We start from the raw sequence: 22,203 nt of genomic DNA, 5'->3' as shown, positions 1-22,203 counted from the left end.
CAGATTGAAAGGAATTAGAAAACATGGATATAAACTTTTCCTCGATCGTCCCATCCTTGCCATTTATTTTGGAAGGAATTTGGGTCACGTTACAAATTGTGTTACTTTCCTTGTTACTTGGTTTTGTATGGGGAATTATTTTGGCACTATTCAAAATCAGTAGAATCAAACCATTAATGTGGTTTGCAGATGCTTATACGTCTATTTTTAGAGGAACACCATTGGTGCTGCAATTGCTTATCATTTATTTTGGGTTACCACAAATTTTAGGTTTCCCGATCGATCCATACCCTGCAGCTGTTGCTGCGTTTACATTGAATTCCGGAGCATATATTTCTGAAATTATTCGCGCTGGTATTAATGCAATTGATAAAGGACAGCAAGAGGCTTCAATGGCATTAGGAATTCCTTATTCAAAGATGATGAAGGATATTATTCTGCCTCAGGCTTTTAAAAATATTTTGCCAGCATTAATGAATGAATTCATTACGTTAACAAAAGAATCAGCGATTGTAACCGTGATTGGTGTACAAGACATTATGAGACGTGCCTATCAAGTTGGGGCAGATTCATATAATTATTTTGCCCCTTTATTATTTGCCGGTCTTATTTACTATCTATTAGTGATGGTATTGACACTCCTTGGTAAAGGCATTGAAGGGAGAATGAGACGCAGTGATTAAGGTTGAGAATTTGCATAAATCTTACGGAAAACTTGAAGTATTAAAAGGAATTTCTACAACGATTGCTTCTGGTGAGGTAATTGCGATTATCGGACCTTCGGGATCGGGTAAGTCCACTTTTTTACGATGCTTGAATTTACTTGAAACGCCTACAAAGGGGAAAGTGTGGATTAAAGAGCAGGAAGTTACGAATCCCAAGGTTGATATCGCTAAGGTGCGTCAAAATGTCGGAATGGTTTTCCAGCACTTTCATTTATTTCCTCATAAAACGGTTCTTGATAACTTAACATATGCGCCAATGACTGTCAGAGGGCAGTCCAAGCAAGAAGCAGAGGAAAACGGAAAAAACCTATTAAAAAAGGTAGGTCTACTTGAAAAGGCATCGGAATACCCAAATCGTTTATCAGGCGGACAAAAACAACGGGTGGCGATCGCACGTGCACTTGCCATGAACCCGGAAGCCATCTTGTTTGATGAGCCTACTTCAGCACTTGATCCTGAAATGGTAAAAGAGGTGCTTGAGGTCATGAAGGACTTAGCACAAACGGGAATGACGATGGCCATTGTAACACATGAAATGGGCTTTGCAAAAGAGGTAGCAGATCGCGTGCTTTTCCTTGATGGAGGTAAGCTTGTTGAGGATGCTGCACCAGCTGAATTTTTTACAAATCCGAAAACGGAACGTGCAAAAGTATTCTTAGAAAAAATGTTATAAGGACAAAGAAAAGGTGGTCAAATCGATCATCTTTTTTCGTTTTTACTATCTTTTAGTGTTAAACTATTTTTATTATAAAGCTTAGATATTACTGCGGTTATGTTAAATTAAGTAGTAATTGGTAGAAATTTTAAAGGTTAATGGGGAGAAACATATGTTTAAAATAGGGTACCGGACAGCAAAAACAGCACTTGGTACGACCATTGCTGTTATGCTTGCACAATTTATGGAGCTTGAAAATTATATTTCCGCAGGTATCATTACCATTCTCTGCATACAGGTTACAAAGAAAAAATCACTAAAAAGCTCTTGGGCGAGACTTCTAGCTTGCACGATTGCAATGATCTATTCCTTTCTTTTTTTTGAAGGGCTCATGTATCACCCTATCATTATTGGCCTGATGCTATTGGTGTTTATACCGACAACAGTATTTGTGAAGGTAACAGAGGGGATCGTGACAAGTACAGTCATTATTTTTCATTTATATAATGCAGGCAGGATTACATGGTCATTAATATGGAATGAATTTTTATTAATTATCATCGGAATTGGTGTAGCATTAATAATGAACATTTATATGCCAAGTATGGAAGTAAAACTGAAAAATTATCAAAAGCAAATTGAAGAAAATCTCTCGATTATTTTTCGCGAAATTGAATTGTATTTGATTGAAAGTGACCGAAAATGGGATGGAAGTGAAATCATCAAAACAGCGGAATTAATTAATCAAGCAAAGACAATGGCATTTCGTGAGGTTGAAAATCATTTCTTACGACATCAAAATACCTATTATCACTATTTTAAAATGAGAGAAAAACAATTTGAAATTATCGAACGAATTATTCCATTGATTACCTCGATACATACATCTGTAGAACAAAGCAAAATGATTGCAGATTTTATTCATGATTTGCGTATACATATCCATCCTGGAAATACGGCACATAGATTTTTAGTACAATTAATTGAAATGAAACAGTCATTTGAAAATATGGAATTGCCGCAAACGAGGGAAGAGTTCGAAGTTAGGGCAGCACTGCTTCATTTTATAAGGGAAATGGAAAGTTATTTAATTATAAAAAGTCAATTTAAAGGAATGGATCGATAAAGAAGTTAAGCAAAAAGAGTCAGTTCAATTTACGTCCAGCTCTAAATACCAAGACTTACAGTGTTAGAGCTAGGTAGGATCAGACAATGTGCTTTGAACTGCCTCTTTTTATTTTTTCTGTAAAACTTGCCTGTTGATTTCAGTCCCAGGCATAAATCATTACAAAAAATATTTAAAACCAAGCTGCCACGCCAGTAAGAATGGTTGTAACAAGCATAATCCCTATCATTAAATAAACGACGAATTTTTGTGTTTTACGAGACATTTATTCTCACTCCTTGTCCTATTATTTTAACGTGAATGGACAAATTGGACAACACCTTCAGAAAAGAATAAATTCCAAAAGAAATTTGATAAACTTGCAGGAGTTTCATGTAAAAAGAGAGAAAGTTTATTATATTGTGATAACGTTTACAAGAAGGCGGGGGAATTCGGCAAATGGTGAATAAAGTTGATCATATCGGTATAGCAGTTCAATCAATAGAAAATGTTTTGCCTTTTTATAAGGATGTTTTACAGCTGCAATTGCTTGGTTATGAAGAAGTGCCATCACAGCAGGTTAGGGTTGCTTTCTTAACGGCCGGTGATACTAAAATCGAACTATTAGAACCAATGTCCGAAGAAAGCGCGATTGCTAGGTTTCTTTCTAAAAAGGGTGAAGGGATCCATCATATTGCCTTTGGTGTTTCTGACTTAGAAGCACGTCTAAAGGATTTAAAGGAGAAAGGGATCCAGCTAATTGATGAAAAGCCACGAATTGGTGCGGCACAAGCAATGATTGCCTTTTTACATCCTAAAGAAGCAAATAATGTGTTAGTCGAGCTATGTGAAAAACAACGGGGTGAAGATGATGAGCAATGATATTTACGAAAAAATAAATGAATTATATGAAAAAAGGCGTGAAGTTGAGCTGGGCGGCGGTGATGATAAAATTAACAAGCAGCATGAAAAAGGAAAGCTGACGGCCAGGGAACGGATAAACTTACTTGTTGATGAGGGGACATTTGTTGAATTAAACCCATTTATTCAGCATCGTTGCAGTGATTTTGGCTTACATGATAAAAAAGGACCTGGTGATGGTGTGGTTACAGGTTATGGAAAAGTGAACGGGAGGCCGATTTATTTATTTTCCCAGGATTTTACTGTATTTGGCGGTGCTCTAGGTGAAATGCATGCGAAAAAAATCGCAGCGGTTATGGATCTGGCTGCAAAAAATGGTACGCCATTTATTGGCTTGAATGACTCGGGCGGTGCGAGAATTCAAGAAGGTGTGGTATCATTAGATGGGTACGGGCAAATTTTTTACCGTAATACGATTTATTCTGGTGTCATTCCACAGTTGTCAGTCATTCTTGGGCCATGTGCAGGAGGGGCGGTGTATTCACCAGCTATCACTGATTTTGTGTTTATGGTCGAACAAACAAGTCAAATGTTTATTACTGGGCCAAAGGTAATTGAAACCGTAACAGGTGAAAAAATAAGTTCTGAGGATTTAGGAGGAGCTTATGTACATAATACGATTAGCGGCAACGCGCATTTCTCAGGTTCATCAGAAGAAGAGGTTCTACTTCAAGTTCGAATGCTGTTAAGCTATTTGCCGCAAAATAATCAGGAAAAACCTCCAATCTTGCCGTATACCGAAAAGGATGAATATCGTCCGGACTTAACTGATTTAATTCCCTTCGATGCCATACGACCTTATGATGTTCGCATCGTCATTCATCAGGTTGTTGATGACGGTTCATTTTTAGAAATTCAAAAGGATTTTGCAAAAAACATTGTCATCGGTTTAGCAAGAATAAAAGGCGAGGTCGTTGGTCTTGTTTGTAATCAACCGAAATATATGGCTGGCGGTTTGGATATTGATTCATCAGATAAAGCCGCTAGATTTATCCGTTTTTGTGATTCTTTTCAAATTCCGCTGATTACATTTGAGGATGTAACAGGCTTCTTTCCTGGTGTTAAACAAGAGCACGGAGGGATTATTCGCCACGGTGCTAAAATTTTATATGCCTACTCTGAGGCAACAGTTCCGAAGTTGACCATCATCTTAAGAAAAGCATATGGAGGAGCTTATGTAGCCTTGAACAGTAAATCAATTGGCGCAGATTTAGTCTATGCATGGCCAAATGCTGAAATTGCTGTTATGGGTCCTCAAGGGGCTGCATCCATTATTTTTTCAAAGGAAATAGAGAATAGTGACACCCCTGAACAAACAAGAACAGAAAAAATTAAAGAATATCGTGAAAAGTTTGCAAATCCCTATGTTGCAGCAAGTCAGGGAATGGTTGACGATGTTATTGACCCAAGGGATACAAGAATTAAGCTGATCCAAGCTCTGGACATGCTTAGAACAAAACAGGAGTTAAGACCAAATAAAAAACACGGGAACATTCCCCTTTAGGAGGTAAAGTTGAAATGATTAATAAACAACGCTTGCTTGATGAGTTTTTAGAGCTTGTGCAAATTGATTCAGAAACAAAGTTTGAAGGGGAGATTGCAAAAGTATTGAAGGAAAAGTTTACTGCCCTAGGCTTAGATGTAGTTGAGGATGACACAACTGGAGTTACAGGTCATGGAGCTGGTAATTTAGTATGTACATTGGCAGCAACAAAAGATAATGTTGATACCATCTATTTTACATCACATATGGACACGGTTGTACCAGGTAAAGGTATCAAGCCTAGCATTAAGGACGGCTATGTGGTAACAGATGGGACAACCATTCTCGGTGCCGATGATAAAGCAGGGTTAGCGGCAATGCTGGAAGCGATAAAAACGTTAAAAGAACAAAACATTCCTCACGGTAAGATTGAGTTTGTCATAACGGCTGGTGAAGAATCAGGCTTAGTTGGAGCAAAGGCTCTTGATCCAGCGTTAATGACAGCAAAATATGGTTATGCCCTAGACAGTGATGGTAAAGTCGGAACCATTATTGTTGCCGCACCTACTCAGGCAAAGGTGAAAGCAACGATTTATGGTAAAACGGCACATGCAGGGGTTGCACCGGAAAAAGGGGTATCCGCCATTACTATTGCTGCAAAAGCAATTGCCAAAATGCCATTAGGCAGAATTGACCATGAAACGACAGCTAATATTGGCCGATTTGAAGGTGGAACACAAACAAATATCGTGTGTGATCTGGTACATATTCTTGCAGAAGCCCGTTCATTGGTTCCTGAAAAAATGGAAGCACAAGTGAAAATCATGAAGGATTCCTTTGAGGAGGTTGCCAATGAAATGGGCGGACGTGCAGAGGTTGATATTGAAGTCATGTATCCTGGTTTTAAATTTGGAGATGGGGATCATGTCGTTGAGGTAGCTAAACGCGCAGCGGCTCGGATTGGACGTGAAAGCGAGCTTCAAACAAGCGGCGGCGGAAGTGATGCCAATGTTATTGCAGGAAATGGAATTCCAACTGTAAACCTTGCGGTGGGTTATGAAGAAATCCATACGACAAATGAAAAAATGCCGATTGAAGAGCTGGAAAAAACAGCTGAACTCGTTGTAGCCATCATTCAAGAGGTAGCAGAATAAATTAAAAAAGAGCGCTTTTTGCGTTCTTTTTATTTCCCCTTAAAAAACTTACAAGATTAACTAAATAAGAATTGATCCTCCATTTTTCATGATTATTACCATCAATATTTTTTTCATTACTTAAGAAAATAAAAAGGTACCTAATCTAGATCAAGGAGGGGTTTCAATTGATAAAAAAGAAAATAAGCTTGCTTGTTACAGGTGCGCTTGTTGCCGGGCTTGTAGCATGTAATAATAACGAGGCAATGGATCGAAATGATGAAAATGATCAAATAGATGTTGCTGAGAACGTCAATTATAACGGGAGAGATAATGTCCCTTTCGTAAGAGATGTTAATGACGAAAATGAGTTTAGGGGCATGTGGGATCGCGATAACAGGAATCAAGAGATAAACCGCAATAATGAGCAAAATGGTTTGGAGATTTCCAGTACCAAAACTGATATCGATAGTAACAAATACCCGCATACAAAAGCAATAACGGTACAAGATGCTAAATTTAAGTTTGTCCAAGCAGATAATCAAGAAGAGGCACAGCGACAGGCTGAAAAATATATCCAACAGTTTAGACAGCAAGCTGAGCAAAGGGCACGTCAATTTGCCCAACAAGGACAGCTACAGCGTCCACAACAACAGAACCAAGCACAAGTACCTCAGCAACAGCCGGAACAAAGAGAACAACAGCAGGCACCAGCACAACAGCAACAGCCAGAACAAAGAGAACAACAGCAGGCACCGGCACAACAGCAACAGCCAGAACAAAGAGAACAACAGCAGGCGCCGGCACCACAGCAACAACCAGAACAAAGAGAACAACAACAAGCGAATCAAGCACAAAAGCCTGAAGCACAAAAGCCTGCTCAAGGGATAAGCCAAGCGGCCCAACAAGTTATTGAGCTTACAAATGCAGAAAGACAAAAAAATGGCTTACCTCCGCTGAAAGGAGATACTCAGTTAAGTGGCGTAGCTCAAAAGAAATCAGAGGATATGCGCCAAAACAATTATTTCTCACATACTAGCCCAACATATGGTTCACCATTCGATATGATGAGGGATTTTGGGGTAACGTATAGAACAGCTGGAGAAAATATTGCTCAAGGTCAGCAAACACCTCAACAAGTTGTCCAAGCATGGATGAATAGTGAAGGTCACCGCAAAAATATTTTAAGCCGAGATTTTACTCATATTGGCGTTGGCTATGATGCCAATGGACATCACTGGACACAAATGTTTATAGGTAAATAAAGAGCAGGTATAAAAGGGACAGTCCTATAGTTTGGGACTGTCCCCATTTGTTTTCAGTGAAACAATAATGCGGATTAAATCGTCAAATAAATAGAGAGTTAATTCTTAGGAGAAATATGTTATGATTTGTATATTTTTTCTAGTCAAAATGTTATTCTTATATAGATACATAGTCTGATAGCTCTCGATAAAATTTACGATTATGGTGATTAATTTGTCCACACAAAAATATAGGTATTTTGATGCTTCATTAGTTTTTTTCTTATTTTTATTAATGATATCTAGCTGTGTCAGCATTTTTAGTGCTCAAAAGTATGCGCAATATGATGAAAACTTTATGGTAAAGCAAATCATCTGGTTTATCCTAGGTATACTTGTGGCTTCGGTGATTTTTTTATTTGATTTTGAACAAATTAGTAAAATAACACCCTTTTTTTACGGATTAGGAATTGCGTTATTAATCGGAATTTTGGTAGCACCTGAATCAATTGCTCCGTATCGGAATGGAGCAAAATCATGGTTTATAGTCCCAGGATTGGGGTCGATTCAGCCCTCTGAATATATGAAAATCTTTTTAATTATGATGTTGGCAAATATAACAAAAAACCATTATGAAAAAACACCGATGCATTCGATTAAACAAGATTTATTGTTGCTGGCTAAAATCGCCGCTGTTTCATTAACACCCATCATATTAGTTCTGCTGCAAAATGATTTTGGATCGTCATTAGTTATGTTGGTCATTTCGATCGCTATTACTTTTTTGTCAGGAGTTAATTGGCGGATTATGGCCATATTAATTGTACTGATGCTTACAGCAGTAGGTACTCTTATATTCATTTTTATTTATAATTCGGATCTTTTATTAACGATATTTGGTACGTATCAATTAAACAGGATTTATTCATGGTTGGATCCTTTCCAACATGCAGAGGGGATCGGATATCAGCTTAAACAGTCCCTTTTAGCGATTGGATCAGGTATGGTTGACGGAAAAGGATTTCATAACAGCGATGTATATACACCTGAAGCACATTCCGATTTTATTTTTACCATTGTTGCAGAGGAATTCGGATTTATCGGAGCCTCATTTGTCGTAATCTTATATTTTTTAATGATTTATCGCATGCTGGGGGTTGGCATGTATGTAAGGAATAATTTATTTGAATTTTATATTTGCATTGGGATGGTTGCTCTCTTTACATTTCATTCTGTTCAAAATATCGGAATGGTATCTGGTTTACTGCCGATAACAGGAATCCCTCTGCTGTTAATGAGTTACGGAGGAAGCTCTGTTTTGGCTAGTATGATCGGAATAGGCCTGGTTTTAAATATTTCTTTAAAGAAAAGAGATTATCTGTTCTCAAAAGATGATTAAACAGCATAAAAACACTAAGAGCACTCGCTGAGTACCTATGTGTTTTTTCTTTACAGTGAGCTTTCTTAATTACCTCCTTAAACATGTAATAAAATGTACCTGTAATTTTATCTAAAAAGTGTCAAGAGAAAAATGCAGCTATACGGTTATGGCAACTCAAAGATATTTTCTTCCCATCTCTTTTTGAACATAGTATGATAGTCATAGGAAACATGGTTTATGGAACAAGTGGAGGGAGCTTCGAATGGATATGTTAAAAGCAGTTGTTTTTCGTGCTGGCTATGAAGAATATGCGTTGCCGATCGGACATGTGATGTCAATTGAAAAGCCAGAACATATCAATTTTATTCCTAATATGCCATCTTATATGAAAGGAGTCGTAAACGTTAGAGGAGAATTTATTCCTGTTTTGGATATCAAGCAAATTTTTTATCACGAAGATACGGCTATAGATGAGCAAGTTAAGCTTATTGTTGTACAGGCTGAAGAGATGTCTGCAGCAATCATCGTTAAGGAAGCAAGGGAAATAATAAATATCCAAGAAAATGCCTTAAAACAATTCACGATTGGAGCGTTTCAGGCAACAAAATATTTTACGAATGTTGCTAGTCTTGATGATCGTTTGATCTTAATGATTGACCCGGATCTATTTCTTTCTAGTCTTGAAGGAATTGCCCTTGTTAAAGAAGGAATGAGAAAGGAGCTGTCTCATAAGGGTCTGAATCCATAACAGACAGGATAAATTGCCTAGAATTACATTTACTTAACGTGAAAAAGTTATTGTAGAAACATTTTTTCTCTAATCATGGTAAAATCATGCTAACATTCTTACTGAAGTGGTGAAGGAAGATGGAGCGTTCTGGAAGCGGACGAATTATTCTCCATGTAGATATGAATAGCTTTTATGCATCGGTTGAAATCTCATATGATCCAACCCTTAAAGGGAAGCCGCTTGCGATTGCCGGCAATGTTGAGGAGAGAAAGGGGATCATCGTTACATGCAGCTATGAAGCTCGGGCAAAAGGGATTAAAACAACGATGCCGCTATGGCAAGCCCGCAAATTATGTCCGGAATTAATTGTGAAAAAGCCAAACTTTGAGCGTTATCGCAGGGCTTCACGTGCCATGTTCGATGTGCTTCGTGAATATACAGACCTTGTCGAACCGGTATCCATTGATGAAGGGTATATGGATATAACACACTATATGAATGATAATCCGTTAGAAATACCGAAAATAATTCAGGAGCGTTTAATGGACGAACTATTGCTTCCATGCAGTATAGGGGTGGCTCCAAATAAATTTTTAGCAAAGATGGCTTCGAATATGAAAAAACCGCTGGGGATTACTATTTTGCGTAAACGTGAGCTTTCAGAAAAGCTTTGGCCACTGCCAGTTGCCCAGATCCATGGTGTGGGAGAGAAGACCGCTGAAAAGCTGAATACGATCGGCATTGAAACGATACATGATTTAGCAAATGGGGATACCGTACAGTTAAAAACATTACTCGGAATAAATGGCGAACGATTAAAACTACGTGCGAAGGGAATTGATAATCGTGCCGTTGATCCTGAATCCATTTATGAATTTAAAAGTATTGGCAATTCAACCACACTTGCGAAGGATACGACAAATGAAAACGAAATAAGTGATGTTTTAAAAAAACTTGCTCATTCTGTCATGGTAAGAATGAAGCGGAAGGAAGTACTAGCAACTAAAATTTTTATCACAATCCGCTACGGAAATTTAAAAACAATTACTAGAAGTAAAAAATTAGCGAATCCTATAGGTGATGAAGAAGAGATCTACGAGTTAGCGAAACAGCTTTTCTTTGCTCACTGGAATGAGGACCCAATTCGGCTTTTAGGGATCACGGGGCAAGATTTAGTTGAAAAAGATGATGCTGTTAAACAATTAGATTTATTCTCATTTGAAAATGATGCAAAGGAGGAGCCATTGCTTTCTGTAATTGACCAAATAAATCAAAAATATGGAAATCAACTTATTAAAAGGGGGGTAAAAGGGAAGCAAGAAGAGGATTTATCATCTGGTACAAGCTTTAATAAAGATTTTTTGAGAGATTAAGCGATTACATGAATGTTGTTACTTGAAATATAGTTAATACTTATGGTATTTTCAATTGTAGTCATAATAAATAATTCGAATTGTGTGTCAATTTCAAAAAGGAACAGGCATATTTTGTCAGTACCTTTACATACTCTAAGGACTAGAAGGGACGTAAGCAAATGTCGAAACAACAAATTGGTGTCATTGGTTTAGCTGTAATGGGAAAAAACTTAGCGTTAAATATTGAGAGCCGCGGTTTTTCAGTAGCAGTTTTCAACCGTTCTGCAGCTAAAACAGAAGAATTTCTAACTGAAGCAAAAGGGAAAAATGTTGTTGGTACATACAGCATTGAAGAATTTGTTCAATCATTAGAAACTCCTCGTAAAATCCTATTAATGGTTAAAGCTGGAACTGCAACAGATGCAACTATTGAACAGCTTTTACCGCATCTTGATAAAGGTGACATTTTAATTGACGGTGGTAACACGTTATATACAGATACTCAACGTCGAAATAAAGATCTTGCAGAGAGTGGAATCCATTTCATAGGAACTGGGGTTTCAGGCGGTGAAGAAGGAGCATTAAAAGGACCTTCAATTATGCCTGGCGGACAAAAAGAAGCATTTGATCTTGTCAAACCTATTTTAGAAGCTATTTCTGCAAAAGTTGATGGCGATCCATGCTGTACTTACATTGGTCCAGATGGAGCCGGCCACTATGTAAAAATGGTTCATAACGGAATTGAATACGGCGACATGCAATTAATCTCAGAAGCTTACTTCTTATTGAAAAATGTATTAGGATTAACTGCTGATGAATTGCATGAAGTATTTGCTGAATGGAATAAAGGTGAGTTAGACAGCTATCTCATTGAAATAACAGCTGATATTTTCACGAAGAAAGACGATGAAACAGGTAAACCGCTTGTTGATGTTATTTTGGATACAGCAGGCCAAAAAGGAACTGGTAAATGGACAAGTAAGAGTGCGCTTGATTTAGGTGTGCCGCTTCCAATCATTACAGAATCTGTATTCGCACGCTTTATTTCTGCAATGAAGGATGAGCGTCAAAAAGCGAGTAAAATTCTTTCAGGACCTTCTGCAACACAATATGAAGGAAACAAAGAAGAGCTTATTGAAGCGGTTCGCAAGGCATTATACATGAGCAAAATCTGCTCTTATGCACAAGGTTTTGCACAAATGAGAGCAGCTTCTGAAGAATACAACTGGGATTTAAAATATGGTGATATCGCAATGATCTTCCGCGGTGGTTGTATTATTCGCGCGGCATTCTTGCAAAAAATTAAGGATGCATATGACCGTGAGCCAGCGTTAGCGAACCTGTTATTAGATCCATATTTCAAAGAAATTGTTGAAGGCTACCAAGGTGCATTAAGACAAATTCTTGCTGTTGCAATCGAAAACGGTGTTCCAGTACCATGCTTCTCTTCAGCACTTGCTTATTATGACAGCTATCGTTCAGAAACATTACCGGCTAACTTGCTTCAAGCACAACGTGATTACTTTGGAGCTCACACATATCAACGTGTTGATAAAGAAGGTATTTTCCATACAGAATGGATTGAAAAATAAGATCGTATTCTTATTAAAGGACAAGCCCCTACAAATTGGAGCTTGTCCTTTTTGTTTATTCCTTTCTACTAGCGGTAACAAAATATTATTAATTAGAATTTCCCTTTTTAAAAGGTTTCGGTACAAAAATAATAAAGAGCCTTCACAAAGTAGCAGCTCAAACCAATTTAAGGAGTTATACAAGGGCGCGTTTTTTATATGATACATTTTTATACCTCTGCAGCTTATATACCGTTTGTATGAGGCAAATAGACGAGCCAATTCGCACATTTTTAAGAGACAGCAGGAGGAATCTAAATTAATTTTAATGGATGGGATCACTTCTAAGAAAGTATTAAATGACATGGCTTTCGATTTATTCAATAAGAAAGCCGGTTGAGGCTCTATAGTAGGGCTCAACCGGCTTTTGCTCAGATCGTAGAAGGTATTACTTGTAATAATATGACGTGCTATAATTTCAAGATACTTTTAATAAAAAGGCAGGTTTAGCTGACCGGCCACCATTGGTTTCCGTCTGCTTCAAGCATGTCGTCTGCTTCTTTTGGTCCCATGGAACCAGAAGGATAAGTAGTAAGCGGTGCTTTCCCTTTTTTCCATGCTTCTGAAATTGGATCAACGAATGACCAAGATAAGGCAACTTCATCCCAATGAGTGAAATTCGTTGCGTCTCCACGCATGCAATCGTAAAGCAGCTTCTCATAAGCCTCCGGTGTGTTAATGCCGTCTAGGAAATTGTTTGATAAATCCAATTTAACCGGCTTAGAATCACCAGCATCCCCATCTTTTTTCACATTTAGTTGAAGAGTAATTCCTTCATCAGGTTGTATGTTTATGACTAGTAAGTTAGGTGGAACAGTTTCTCCCTTTTTATAATAAAGATTCATTGGAATATCTTTAAATTGAACAACAATTTTTGTTGATTTGGCTGCCATGCGTTTTCCTGTTCGGATGTAGAACGGAACCCCAGCCCATCTGAAGTTATCAATTAATAGCTTGCCGGCAACATAGGTTTCAGTTTGAGATTCATCATCTACATTATTTTCCTCGCGATAGCCAATTAATTGCTTATCATTTAATTGGCCGGCTGCATATTGACCGCGAACAAAGTAATTAGCTACCTCATCTTCACTAACAGGGCGGAGTGCACGTAAAACCTTTACCTTTTCACTTCTGATTTCATCTGTCGTTAGTTTAATTGGCGGTTCCATTGCTAGTAAAGCCACCATTTGCAGCATATGGTTTTGAAGCATATCTCGCAACGCACCAGAGTTTTCATAATAACGTCCGCGATCTTCAACGCCTAACACTTCGCTTGATGTCACTTGGATATTCGATATGTATCGATTGTTCCATAATGGTTCAAATAGAGCGTTAGCGAAACGGATTACTTCAATGTTTTGTACCATTTCTTTTCCTAAGTAATGGTCAATACGATAAATTTGATCCTCATTAAAGGCTTCACGGATTTCCTGGTTCAGTTTTTGAGCTGATGGCAGGTCATGACCAAATGGTTTTTCGATGACTAATCGACTCCAGCCTTTTGTTGCAGTTAACCCTTCTTTTTTCAGGTTTTGAGCGATTGTGCCAAAGAATTCTGGGGCCATAGCTAAATAAAAGATCCGATTCCCTTCTGTTTGGTAGGAATCATCCAGCTTATTTAACAAATTATTCAGTTCCAAATAGGAAGATGGATTCGTTACATCGAATGGATGATAATAAAAATGTGATGTGAAATCATCTAATTGTACGGATTCCTTCATTGCTGTCTGGATCGAGTCTGAAACATTGCTGCGGAACTCATCATTTGTCCAAGGTCTTCTTCCTACACCCACAACAGCAAATTCTTCACCGATTTTGTTGTTTTGTACCAGGTGGTAGATAGAGGGAAACAACTTTCGTTTTGCTAAATCACCAGTTGCTCCAAAAATAACGATAACAGATTTAGGTTGTTCTTGTGTAATCACGTTCGTACCTCACTTTGTCAAATGCATTTATTTCTTCATCAGTGAAAAATTCGTATATGAAAACGATACCTTAACCGACAAGATGTCTTTTTTTAAGGATGGCTCGAATTTTAGAGCACTGATTGTAAAATACCCTCTACAAATACTTAATAATAAAGGTAAATGTAGGGTAAATCAAACATAATTGTCTTTTCAAGTACTAGTATAAACGATTAAAAGAAAAATATCGTGTTAAAAGCACTTGATTTTATTAAAATCTTTTTATTATTCAGTCTATTTTATTCAATCAACCTATAAAAGGTCAAGTCTTATCGACTTATTTTTTTCTTTTTCCGACAAATACTGCAAGATGTTGATAGTTTAACTTTACTGTTAAATCATGTATTCTAAAGGAAAGAGATCATAGGAGGAAGTTGTTTTGAATGTCATGTTTCTTGGGACTGGGGCAGGGATACCAGCAAAGGCTCGAAATGTTACGAGCATCGCCCTGCAGCTGCTTGAGGAAAGAAAAGCGATATGGCTTTTTGATTGCGGTGAGGCAACACAACACCAAATTTTACATACATCGATTAAGCCAAGAAAAATTGAAAAGATATTTATTACCCATCTGCACGGTGATCATATTTATGGACTGCCTGGATTAATTAGCAGTCGTTCATTTCAAGGAGGAGAGGACCTGTTAACAATTTACGGACCAGAAGGCCTTGAAGAATTTATTCGTACCTCTCTTTCCATTAGTCAATCGCGTCTTACCTATCCAATCGAATTTGTGGTAGTAGAAGAGGGGACCGTATTTGAAGATGATCAGTTTCAGGTTATTGCGAAAAAACTGGAACATGGGATTGATTCTTACGGATATCGAGTTATTGAAAAGGATTTACCAGGAGCATTGCTTGTCAATAAATTAAAAGCATTATCGATAAAGCCTGGGCCGATCTATCAAAGATTAAAAGCAGGGGAGAAGGTTAAACTTGAGGATGGAACAATTCTTGATGGCAATGACTTTTTAGGACCGAAGCAAAAAGGGAGAGTTGTAGCGGTTTTAGGAGATACCCGATACACAGATAATAGTATTGAGCTTTGTAAGGAAGCTGACCTGCTTATACACGAAGCAACACTTTCAGAAGCAGATGAACAGCTTGCCTACGATTATTTTCATTCTACAACCAAACAAGCTGCCTTGATTGCGAAACGGTCAAATGCAAAGCAGCTTATCTTAACACATATAAGCTCTCGTTACCAAACGGAAGAGGATGTTGCAACGCTAAAAGAAGAAGCACAGGCCATTTTTCCTCATTCATCTATCGCATCAGATTTCATGCAAATTGAAATCCCAAAGCATCGGGATTGAATGCGAAAACCACTAAAAAGATAAGCAAATGAATGCTTGTTCCTATCTTTTTTATTTCGTTATTATCAGCTACGTTCGTATTGTTTTGGTGAGGGGGATTTTTTCACTTAGTTGATTGGCTGCAGTTCTTGGCCTAAATGGATCAAATAACAGCCCTCTCTTGTGATGAAAAAAAGTAGAAAAACGATCTTTAACAAAAGCCATATTTTTAATAAAATGAGAAAAAAATAGTTGGCAGGTGGTTCACTTTGCAAGGGAGATGGCAAACAAAAGAGCAATTGGTTAACCTATTAATTCAGTTGGTTGAGCACGCTAGTATAACAGGATCGCAAGGTGAGATTGCTTTAGGGAAATATCTCTATTATTTGTTAAAAGAACGAGAATATTTTAAAGAACATCCTGATTTCCTACAGCTTCACCCTGTTCACGATGGGAGATCTTTTGTAACCGCATTGGTAAATCAAGGGGTTACAAACGAAACGGTTGTTTTAATAAATCACTTTGATGTCGTGGATGTGACGGATTATGGAGATTTATCCTCTTTATCCTGTCAACCTGTTAAGTTAACAAATGAACTAAAGGCGAGAAGCTCCCAATTATCTGAGCAAGTAAGGGAGGATCTTGAAAGTGGTGAGTGGTTATTTGGCAGAGGTACCATGGATATGAAAGCAGGTCTTGCTGTCCAATTAGCCATGTTAGAAAGGGCGATGCATGGAGATTTTAAGGGGAATCTATTACTCGTTTCAGTTCCGGATGAAGAAGTTAATTCAGCAGGCATGATAAGTGCTGTCCCTATTTTAGATGAACTAAAGCAGCGCTTTGGTTTAACTTATAAAGCATGTATTAATTCTGAACCGATGTTTGCAAAATTCCCTAATGATCAAAACCATTATATTTACACAGGCTCTCTCGGAAAGGTGCTAGCCAGCTTTTACTGCAGCGGTATTGAAACACATGCTGGGGAACCATTTTCAGGACTTAATGCAAATCTGTTGCTTTCTGAGCTAAACCGTCTAATGGAATTGAATCCTGCGTTTTGTGAGCAGGAAGGAGAAGAAATCTCACCTCCGCCTACTAGTTTAATGATGAGGGATTTAAAAGAGGAGTATTCTGTTCAAATTCCTCATGCATCCGTTTCAATGTATAATTTGTTCATCATGAATGGCTCGGTTAGCGAACTTCATCATAAACTTTTGCAAGTAGTAAAAGAGACTGCTTTAAACGTTGAGGAGTTTTATAAGAAGCGAAGTCAACAGTACCATAAACTTATTTCTTTATCTCCATTAGACCTGGAGGTAACAATTTTGACCTTTAAAGAGCTTTTACATATTGCAAAGAAAAAATATGGTACAAAAGAAATTGATCGAAGAATAAATGAAATATTGGTAAAGTATGGAGATGAAGATGAACGAGGCCTTTCCACAAGAGTTGTTGCAGAATTAGTTGGCTTATGTAAGGAATATGGAGCGATGATTGTGATCTTTTATAGTCCGCCTTATTATCCTTCAGTATCCTCTAAAGGCAACCCGTTCATTCAAAAAACAGTTGAACATGTGATTGCCTATGCAAAGGAGAACTATCAGACTGAGCTTAAGCAGCAAAATTACTTTCCGGGATTATGTGATTTAAGCTTTGTCCAGCTGAACGACAATGGAGAAGCTCTGTCCCAATTAACAGCCAATATGCCTCTTTACGGAAACGGATACTCTTTGCCGTTAAGCGAGATGCAACGGTTGAATATCCCTGTATTAAATATTGGACCGGTTGGAAGAGATCCTCATAAATGGACGGAAAGATTACATATTCCTTATGCATTTGAAATTTTGCCAGAGCTTTTATCTTTTTCAATTAAAACGATTTTTGAAGGGTGAAACAGGTATGTGAGGTTGCCTCAGGATTTAGGATTTATCAGATCCTTAGGCATCTCACATGCCTAGCGTTTTTTTAGTTGCCTAAGAAGATAAGGGGCTTTTTGTAAAATGAAAAAACTAAAGCCCTCACCTTGGTAGATTTCATTAATTGCGATGAATTTCTGCTTTATCAAGGGGATCATTTCCTTTTCAATCTTAGGGTAAAGAGCAATTCCTCCAATATTTGTCTTTTTTATAAGGTGCCAGAGCATTTGTTTTTCAGGTTTTTTTAACTTAGTTATTTGTTGATAAATTCTTTTTTCATGATCTGGAAGCTCTAAAAGGTTCACTTTCATGAATTAATCACCATCTAGTAGCAATAAATTTTATTTATTCGAAGAGCTAGTCTGGTAAATGACAATCTCATCGACCTTTACAATTGCCTTACCATTTACTTCAGCATAGCCTTTGCCAAGAACAAAGCCTTTTTTCATTCGTATCACCTCGTAAAATAGATGGACTTGATCTCCTACTGACGCTTCACGAATGAATTCTACTCCTTTAATGGATGTTAAAAATCCTAAATGGTTATCATCTTCCAGAGAGACAAAGGCGCCAAGCTGGGCAAGAGCTTCAATGACGAGAATATTAGGCATAAAGGTATGATCATTGGATATGTACCATTCATTTTCAGTAATCATCTTTAATCCCTTTACTTTTTTACCTTCAACAATCTCGATCACTTTGTCAACCATTAAGAATGGGTACCGATGTGGAAGAGCTGTTTGTATAATGGAATCATTTGAATTCATGCATTATTCCCCTTCTTTCATTTTCTACCATTATATACCAAAGGGTATAAAAGAAGCTATTTATCCCTTCTTAACAGGCAGTTGTATATCCTGTTCTTCGGAAACCAATTGATGGAAGTCTCCCTTTATTTAAATACCGAAATTAGGCTTAGGTGTGGTATCATATTGCATAGAAAATCGCTGTGAGGATTGATGAAATGTATATTCAACAGATAAATCCGTATGAGATATTAGATCGAATTACAGATGCTTTTTTTGCTTTAGATAGAGAGTGGAAATTTACTTATGTTAATAAAGAGGCAACTAGACTACTGCGTCGTAATATGCAGCAATTATTAGGAAAATGCATATGGGAAGTATTTCCTGAGGCTGTTGATCTACAAACTTATCAACATTACCATATGGCCGTGCGAGAACAAGTATCTATTGTTTTCGAAGAATACTCTCCTCCTTTAAAAATGTGGTTTGAAGTAAGGATTTATCCCTCTCCAAATGGCCTTTCTGTTTATTTTCAAGACATAACTGAAAATAAACGATCTTCCTCAAAAAGGGAGCAGCATTATAAGTCTCTTTTTGAAAATAATCCGGCTGCGGTATATTCCTTTGATTTAGAAGGGAATTTTCTAAGTGTTAATCACGCAATGGAAGAATTACTTGGTTTTAAAGAAGAAGAGCTTTTACAAATGTCTTATATGCCATTAATCACTCCTGATGAAATTGAAAGGACAAAGACTTATTATTCTCATGCTGTTAAGGGAGCCATTCAGCATTATGAAACAAAAGCAGTTCATCAAAACGGGCACATCATTGAATTGAAGGTTACCAATATTCCAATTATTGTTAATGGGGAAATTGTCGGAGTTTACGGAATCGCTCGGGACATCTCTAGGGAAAAAAGAACCGAAAAAATGTTGCTTGAATCTGAAAAGCTTACAGCTGTTGGCCAACTTGCTGCATCGATTGCACACGAAATAAGAAATCCTCTTACATCAATAAAAGGTTTTTTACAACTCTATAAAAATAAAATGAAGGAAATCAATAGTGAGTATTTAGATATCATGTCTGATGAAATTTCAAGAATCGAAATGATAACAAGTGAGCTGCTTATTTTAGCAAAGCCGCAAGCACATTATTTTCGTTATGAACGTGTGGAAAAAATGATTGAGGATGTTGTCACATTATTGGGTTCGCAAGCTTTAATGAACAAGGTGAATGTTAACGTTCAACTTGACGACTTGCCTATGATTCATTGTATTGCAAGCCAGTTAAAACAAGTCTTTATTAATTTAATTAAAAACGCAATAGAAGCGATGCCTAATGGTGGTGAAATAACGATAAGCGGCAAGAAACATGGTTCCGCCGGGATTTTTATTCAAATTGCTGATCAAGGAGTAGGGATCTCAGAGGAACTTCTAGCTAAAATCGGCACACCATTTTATACAACAAAAGAAAAAGGAACAGGTCTCGGGATGATGACGACTTTTAAAATCATTCATTCCCACGGGGGAACAGTGAACATCTCCAGTACTGTTGGCAAAGGAACAATTATTGATCTGTACCTTCCGATTAGTGAAGATAAGAACTAGGAAAAAGAAGGAGTGCAAGCTTTTATTAAAACGGCACTCCTTCTCTATTTTAATTTTTTATCAGTGCTTCGGAAAACATTGTCTTTAATTCATTTGATCTCTCTGTTGCGCGTTTTATACATGAGATAAGAGCTTCTTCAAAACCTCTTTCTTGCAAGATCGTAATTCCGGCTTCGGTTGTACCGTTAGGGCTTGTGACTTCTTTTCGTAATTGTGATGGGTGTTTATCAGAGCTCGCGATCATTTCTGAAGCACCAAGCAATGTTTGGACAATCAGTTCTCTGGCTACATTCGGTTCTAAGCCTACCTCGATAGCGGCTTTCTCCATGGCTTCTACAAGGAAGTAAACATATGCAGGTCCGCTGCCTGATAATCCTGTAACAGCATCTAGTTGATTTTCATCGACAAGCTTGCAGATGCCAATTGCTTCGAATAATGATTGGCATTTTTTGATTTGTGTCATCGTGACATCTTCACTTGCAGCGATGGCAGTTGCTGATTTGGCAATCGCTGCTGATGTATTTGGCATTGCACGAATAATGGCTGTTTTTTTGCCAAGGATGGATGTGATCGTTTCAATGGAAATCCCTGCTAATACAGAAACGATCAGCTGGTTATGAATATACTTTTGAATGCCATCTATGCCTGCCTTGACATCCTTTGGCTTCATCGCTAATACGATAATGTTTGCCTCTTGAGCCAATTTTACTTTATTATGTGTGGTTTCGATACCATACCTATTTGTTAATTCCTTCAGACGGTCAGCGCTGGAACGGTTTGCGACGATCACCTGCTCCGGCTGAAACACTCCACCTTTTATTAAACCAGCGATCATGGCTTCTGCCATTGAACCGGCGCCGATAAATCCAATCTTCTCCATAAAAATCCTCCTTTAAAAGCACAATATAAAAAGCCACTCAATCCTTGAAAAGGACGGAATGGCTCCGCGGTACCACCTTAGTTGGAATGTATCATTCCCAGCTTCACTTCTTTATCGCAGAAATACGGTTAGGTTTTCCTAACAGCTCATAGGTAGGTTCAAAAGGAAACGGGTGCAATGGAGCTTCCCAGCCACGAGCTCCACTCTCTTTTGCAGCTTCCGATTTACTAGTCCTAAGTCAATGCTTTTACTTATTAAAATAAATTTTTTTAAGTTTTTTCTCTTGAATTTTTATTCATTATGCATTTGTGGACAGGTAATTGTCAAGCATTTTCAAAAAGAATGTTAGTTGAATTATTTGAATATAATGACAAATGCGTGGTTGGAAGATAAAATAATAGTAAGTATCTGTAATGAACAATAATAAGTTTTATTTGAAAATAATAATTGGGGCTGAGTGAATGAAACCATTTCAACGGGGAAACCAAATCTTTAAGCTGGAACTTCCAACACCTTTTCCAGTAGGAGATGTGAATGTGTACTTAATTAAGGGGGAGCATTTAACACTTGTGGATACTGGTCCGAAGACAGTTGAGGCTTGGCAGGTGTTCCAATCCCAACTAAAAGAACTTGGGTACAGCCCCCAGGACATTGATCAAGTAGTAATCACCCATCATCATCCTGATCATGTCGGCATGTTGGACTTTTTAAGCGAGGACATTCCAATATGGGGTCATCCTTTTAATACACCATGGTTGAAAAAAGACCCGCAATTTATGGCAGCACAAACAGTTTTCTTTGAGAAACTATTTATTGAATTTGGAGTCGATAAAAAATTTTTCCCTTATTTAAATAGACTGAATCATACACTTGAATTCTCCTGCAATAGGAATTTACATCATTTTATAGGAGAAGGGGAGGAAATTAGCGGTTTATTCGGATGGAGAATCTTTGAAACACCTGGGCATGCTCAAAGTCATATCGTTTTATATGAAGAAAGGTCAGGGGTTGTAATAGGGGGAGACTTATTGTTAAAACATATTTCTCCAAACCCATTATTAGAGCCGCCGATGGCAAATTCAATAGAACGCCCGCGGCCGCAGCTCCAGTTAAATGAGTCAATTTCAAGATTATTAGAGATTCCGGTTTCGTTAGTTTATACTGGTCATGGAGAACCGATTGAAGAGGCGCATGAGCTTATTTCCCTTCGCTTAAAAAAGCAAGCTGAACGAGCAGACCTCGTTTACAGTTTTCTTGAGGAAAAGCCCTTGACTGCTTTTCAAGTATGTCAGGCACTGTTTCCAACGATTTATTATAAACAGCCGTTATTAACAATGTCAGAAACAATCGGTCAGCTTGACTATTTGGAATATATCGGTCAAATTAAAGTAGATGCTTCAAGGGAGACAACCCTTTATATTGCTAAGGAACGGTAG

20 protein-coding genes and 1 other annotated feature are annotated in these 22,203 nt (G+C 37.7%); of the genes, 15 read left to right on the top strand and 5 right to left on the bottom strand.

The genetic code is table 11. From position 1 onward, the window contains the following. Positions 1-23 precede the first annotated feature (23 nt). The 3 genes from ACSVDH_RS19100 to ACSVDH_RS19090 all read left to right on the top strand — a co-directional run bounded on the left by ACSVDH_RS19100 (position 24) and on the right by ACSVDH_RS19090 (position 2,506). Entirely contained in the window at positions 24-683 is a 660-nt protein-coding gene (locus ACSVDH_RS19100) for an amino acid ABC transporter permease (RefSeq protein ID WP_299088125.1), read from the top strand. After that, positions 676-1,398, top strand: coding sequence for an amino acid ABC transporter ATP-binding protein (locus ACSVDH_RS19095; RefSeq protein WP_299088126.1), 723 nt, complete (start codon positions 676-678; stop codon positions 1,396-1,398). The genes ACSVDH_RS19100 and ACSVDH_RS19095 overlap by 8 nt, the downstream gene beginning before the upstream one ends. A gap of 154 nt (positions 1,399-1,552) precedes the next feature. After that, complete coding sequence (locus ACSVDH_RS19090) at positions 1,553-2,506, top strand: aromatic acid exporter family protein (protein WP_439250245.1); 954 nt, start codon at positions 1,553-1,555, stop codon at positions 2,504-2,506. Positions 2,507-2,678: 172 nt separating this feature from the next. Here ACSVDH_RS19090 and prli42 read toward each other — a convergent pair whose 3' ends face one another. Continuing rightward, the gene (gene prli42, locus ACSVDH_RS19085; protein WP_299088131.1) at positions 2,679-2,771 is read right to left on the bottom strand and encodes a stressosome-associated protein Prli42; all 93 of its coding nucleotides are present in this window, start codon (positions 2,769-2,771) and stop codon (positions 2,679-2,681) included. A gap of 173 nt (positions 2,772-2,944) precedes the next feature. Here prli42 and mce point away from each other — a divergent pair, with 173 nt between their 5' ends. The 8 genes from mce to gnd all read left to right on the top strand — a co-directional run bounded on the left by mce (position 2,945) and on the right by gnd (position 12,324). Beyond that, positions 2,945-3,367 (top strand): methylmalonyl-CoA epimerase, encoded by a 423-nt coding sequence (gene mce, locus ACSVDH_RS19080; RefSeq protein WP_439250246.1) that lies wholly within the window; start codon positions 2,945-2,947, stop codon positions 3,365-3,367. Then, on the top strand, positions 3,357-4,910 hold the full coding sequence (locus ACSVDH_RS19075; protein WP_439250247.1) for an acyl-CoA carboxylase subunit beta: 1,554 nt from the start codon (positions 3,357-3,359) through the stop codon (positions 4,908-4,910). Before mce ends, ACSVDH_RS19075 begins: the two co-directional genes overlap by 11 nt. A gap of 14 nt (positions 4,911-4,924) precedes the next feature. After that, complete coding sequence (locus ACSVDH_RS19070) at positions 4,925-6,043, top strand: M20/M25/M40 family metallo-hydrolase (protein WP_439250248.1); 1,119 nt, start codon at positions 4,925-4,927, stop codon at positions 6,041-6,043. 167 nt (positions 6,044-6,210) lie between these two features. Continuing rightward, positions 6,211-7,287, top strand: a complete 1,077-nt coding sequence (locus tag ACSVDH_RS19065; RefSeq protein WP_439250249.1) for a YkwD family sporulation-associated protein — start codon at positions 6,211-6,213, stop codon at positions 7,285-7,287. A 214-nt stretch (positions 7,288-7,501) separates the two neighbouring features. Further along, positions 7,502-8,665 (top strand): FtsW/RodA/SpoVE family cell cycle protein, encoded by a 1,164-nt coding sequence (locus tag ACSVDH_RS19060; RefSeq protein ID WP_439250251.1) that lies wholly within the window; start codon positions 7,502-7,504, stop codon positions 8,663-8,665. A 244-nt stretch (positions 8,666-8,909) separates the two neighbouring features. Next, on the top strand, positions 8,910-9,395 hold the full coding sequence (locus ACSVDH_RS19055) for a chemotaxis protein CheW (RefSeq protein ID WP_439250253.1): 486 nt from the start codon (positions 8,910-8,912) through the stop codon (positions 9,393-9,395). Between the two features lie 119 nt (positions 9,396-9,514). Next, on the top strand, positions 9,515-10,750 hold the full coding sequence (locus tag ACSVDH_RS19050) for a DNA polymerase IV (protein ID WP_439250254.1): 1,236 nt from the start codon (positions 9,515-9,517) through the stop codon (positions 10,748-10,750). A gap of 161 nt (positions 10,751-10,911) precedes the next feature. Continuing rightward, positions 10,912-12,324, top strand: a complete 1,413-nt coding sequence (gene gnd, locus ACSVDH_RS19045; RefSeq protein ID WP_299088146.1) for an NADP-dependent phosphogluconate dehydrogenase — start codon at positions 10,912-10,914, stop codon at positions 12,322-12,324. A 485-nt stretch (positions 12,325-12,809) separates the two neighbouring features. Here gnd and zwf read toward each other — a convergent pair whose 3' ends face one another. Beyond that, positions 12,810-14,288: a glucose-6-phosphate dehydrogenase gene (gene zwf, locus ACSVDH_RS19040; protein ID WP_299088147.1), complete on the bottom strand. Its 1,479-nt coding sequence runs from the start codon at positions 14,286-14,288 to the stop codon at positions 12,810-12,812. A 418-nt stretch (positions 14,289-14,706) separates the two neighbouring features. Between zwf and rnz the strand changes: the two genes are divergently transcribed. Both rnz and ACSVDH_RS19030 read left to right on the top strand, forming a co-directional pair. Then, complete coding sequence (gene rnz, locus ACSVDH_RS19035) at positions 14,707-15,639, top strand: ribonuclease Z (RefSeq protein WP_299088149.1); 933 nt, start codon at positions 14,707-14,709, stop codon at positions 15,637-15,639. A 248-nt stretch (positions 15,640-15,887) separates the two neighbouring features. Continuing rightward, positions 15,888-17,510 carry a M20/M25/M40 family metallo-hydrolase gene (locus ACSVDH_RS19030; RefSeq protein ID WP_439250255.1) on the top strand — a complete coding sequence of 541 codons (1,623 nt, stop codon included), beginning with the start codon at positions 15,888-15,890 and terminating at the stop codon, positions 17,508-17,510. 62 nt (positions 17,511-17,572) lie between these two features. Here the strand turns inward: ACSVDH_RS19030 and ACSVDH_RS19025 are convergent, their stop codons facing one another. Continuing rightward, entirely contained in the window at positions 17,573-17,839 is a 267-nt protein-coding gene (locus tag ACSVDH_RS19025) for a hypothetical protein (protein ID WP_439250256.1), read from the bottom strand. A 36-nt stretch (positions 17,840-17,875) separates the two neighbouring features. Then, positions 17,876-18,301 carry a 3-hydroxyacyl-ACP dehydratase FabZ family protein gene (locus ACSVDH_RS19020; protein ID WP_439250257.1) on the bottom strand — a complete coding sequence of 142 codons (426 nt, stop codon included), beginning with the start codon at positions 18,299-18,301 and terminating at the stop codon, positions 17,876-17,878. A gap of 197 nt (positions 18,302-18,498) precedes the next feature. Here ACSVDH_RS19020 and ACSVDH_RS19015 point away from each other — a divergent pair, with 197 nt between their 5' ends. After that, the gene (locus tag ACSVDH_RS19015; protein ID WP_439250258.1) at positions 18,499-19,887 is read left to right on the top strand and encodes a PAS domain S-box protein; all 1,389 of its coding nucleotides are present in this window, start codon (positions 18,499-18,501) and stop codon (positions 19,885-19,887) included. Positions 19,888-19,936: 49 nt separating this feature from the next. On the opposite strand, the gene proC is transcribed toward ACSVDH_RS19015, so the two are convergent. Next, positions 19,937-20,773 carry a pyrroline-5-carboxylate reductase gene (proC, locus tag ACSVDH_RS19010; RefSeq protein WP_439250321.1) on the bottom strand — a complete coding sequence of 279 codons (837 nt, stop codon included), beginning with the start codon at positions 20,771-20,773 and terminating at the stop codon, positions 19,937-19,939. A 40-nt stretch (positions 20,774-20,813) separates the two neighbouring features. Continuing rightward, positions 20,814-21,018: a binding site (T-box leader), on the bottom strand. Positions 21,019-21,228: 210 nt separating this feature from the next. On the opposite strand from proC, the gene ACSVDH_RS19005 reads away from it, so the two are divergent. Beyond that, complete coding sequence (locus tag ACSVDH_RS19005) at positions 21,229-22,203, top strand: MBL fold metallo-hydrolase (RefSeq protein WP_439250259.1); 975 nt, start codon at positions 21,229-21,231, stop codon at positions 22,201-22,203.

Origin of the sequence: Metabacillus sp. Hm71, assembly GCF_051842955.2 — a bacterium.
In the GTDB taxonomy this organism is placed as follows: domain Bacteria; phylum Bacillota; class Bacilli; order Bacillales; family Bacillaceae; genus Metabacillus.
The sequence above is the reverse complement of the archived record's forward strand: the minus strand, read 5'-3'. Positions and strand labels throughout refer to the sequence as shown.

What these genes read in the sequence shown, in the direction of transcription:
- ACSVDH_RS19100 (WP_299088125.1), top strand. Translation starts at nt 24, where the DNA reads ATGGATATAAACTTTTCCTCGATCGTCCCATCCTTGCCATTTATTTTG.
- ACSVDH_RS19090 (WP_439250245.1), top strand. Translation starts at nt 1,553, where the DNA reads ATGTTTAAAATAGGGTACCGGACAGCAAAAACAGCACTTGGTACGACC.
- prli42 (WP_299088131.1), bottom strand. Translation starts at nt 2,771, where the DNA reads ATGTCTCGTAAAACACAAAAATTCGTCGTTTATTTAATGATAGGGATT.
- mce (WP_439250246.1), top strand. Translation starts at nt 2,945, where the DNA reads ATGGTGAATAAAGTTGATCATATCGGTATAGCAGTTCAATCAATAGAA.
- ACSVDH_RS19075 (WP_439250247.1), top strand. Translation starts at nt 3,357, where the DNA reads ATGAGCAATGATATTTACGAAAAAATAAATGAATTATATGAAAAAAGG.
- ACSVDH_RS19070 (WP_439250248.1), top strand. Translation starts at nt 4,925, where the DNA reads ATGATTAATAAACAACGCTTGCTTGATGAGTTTTTAGAGCTTGTGCAA.
- ACSVDH_RS19055 (WP_439250253.1), top strand. Translation starts at nt 8,910, where the DNA reads ATGGATATGTTAAAAGCAGTTGTTTTTCGTGCTGGCTATGAAGAATAT.
- ACSVDH_RS19050 (WP_439250254.1), top strand. Translation starts at nt 9,515, where the DNA reads ATGGAGCGTTCTGGAAGCGGACGAATTATTCTCCATGTAGATATGAAT.
- gnd (WP_299088146.1), top strand. Translation starts at nt 10,912, where the DNA reads ATGTCGAAACAACAAATTGGTGTCATTGGTTTAGCTGTAATGGGAAAA.
- ACSVDH_RS19020 (WP_439250257.1), bottom strand. Translation starts at nt 18,301, where the DNA reads ATGAATTCAAATGATTCCATTATACAAACAGCTCTTCCACATCGGTAC.
- ACSVDH_RS19015 (WP_439250258.1), top strand. Translation starts at nt 18,499, where the DNA reads ATGTATATTCAACAGATAAATCCGTATGAGATATTAGATCGAATTACA.
- ACSVDH_RS19005 (WP_439250259.1), top strand. Translation starts at nt 21,229, where the DNA reads ATGAAACCATTTCAACGGGGAAACCAAATCTTTAAGCTGGAACTTCCA.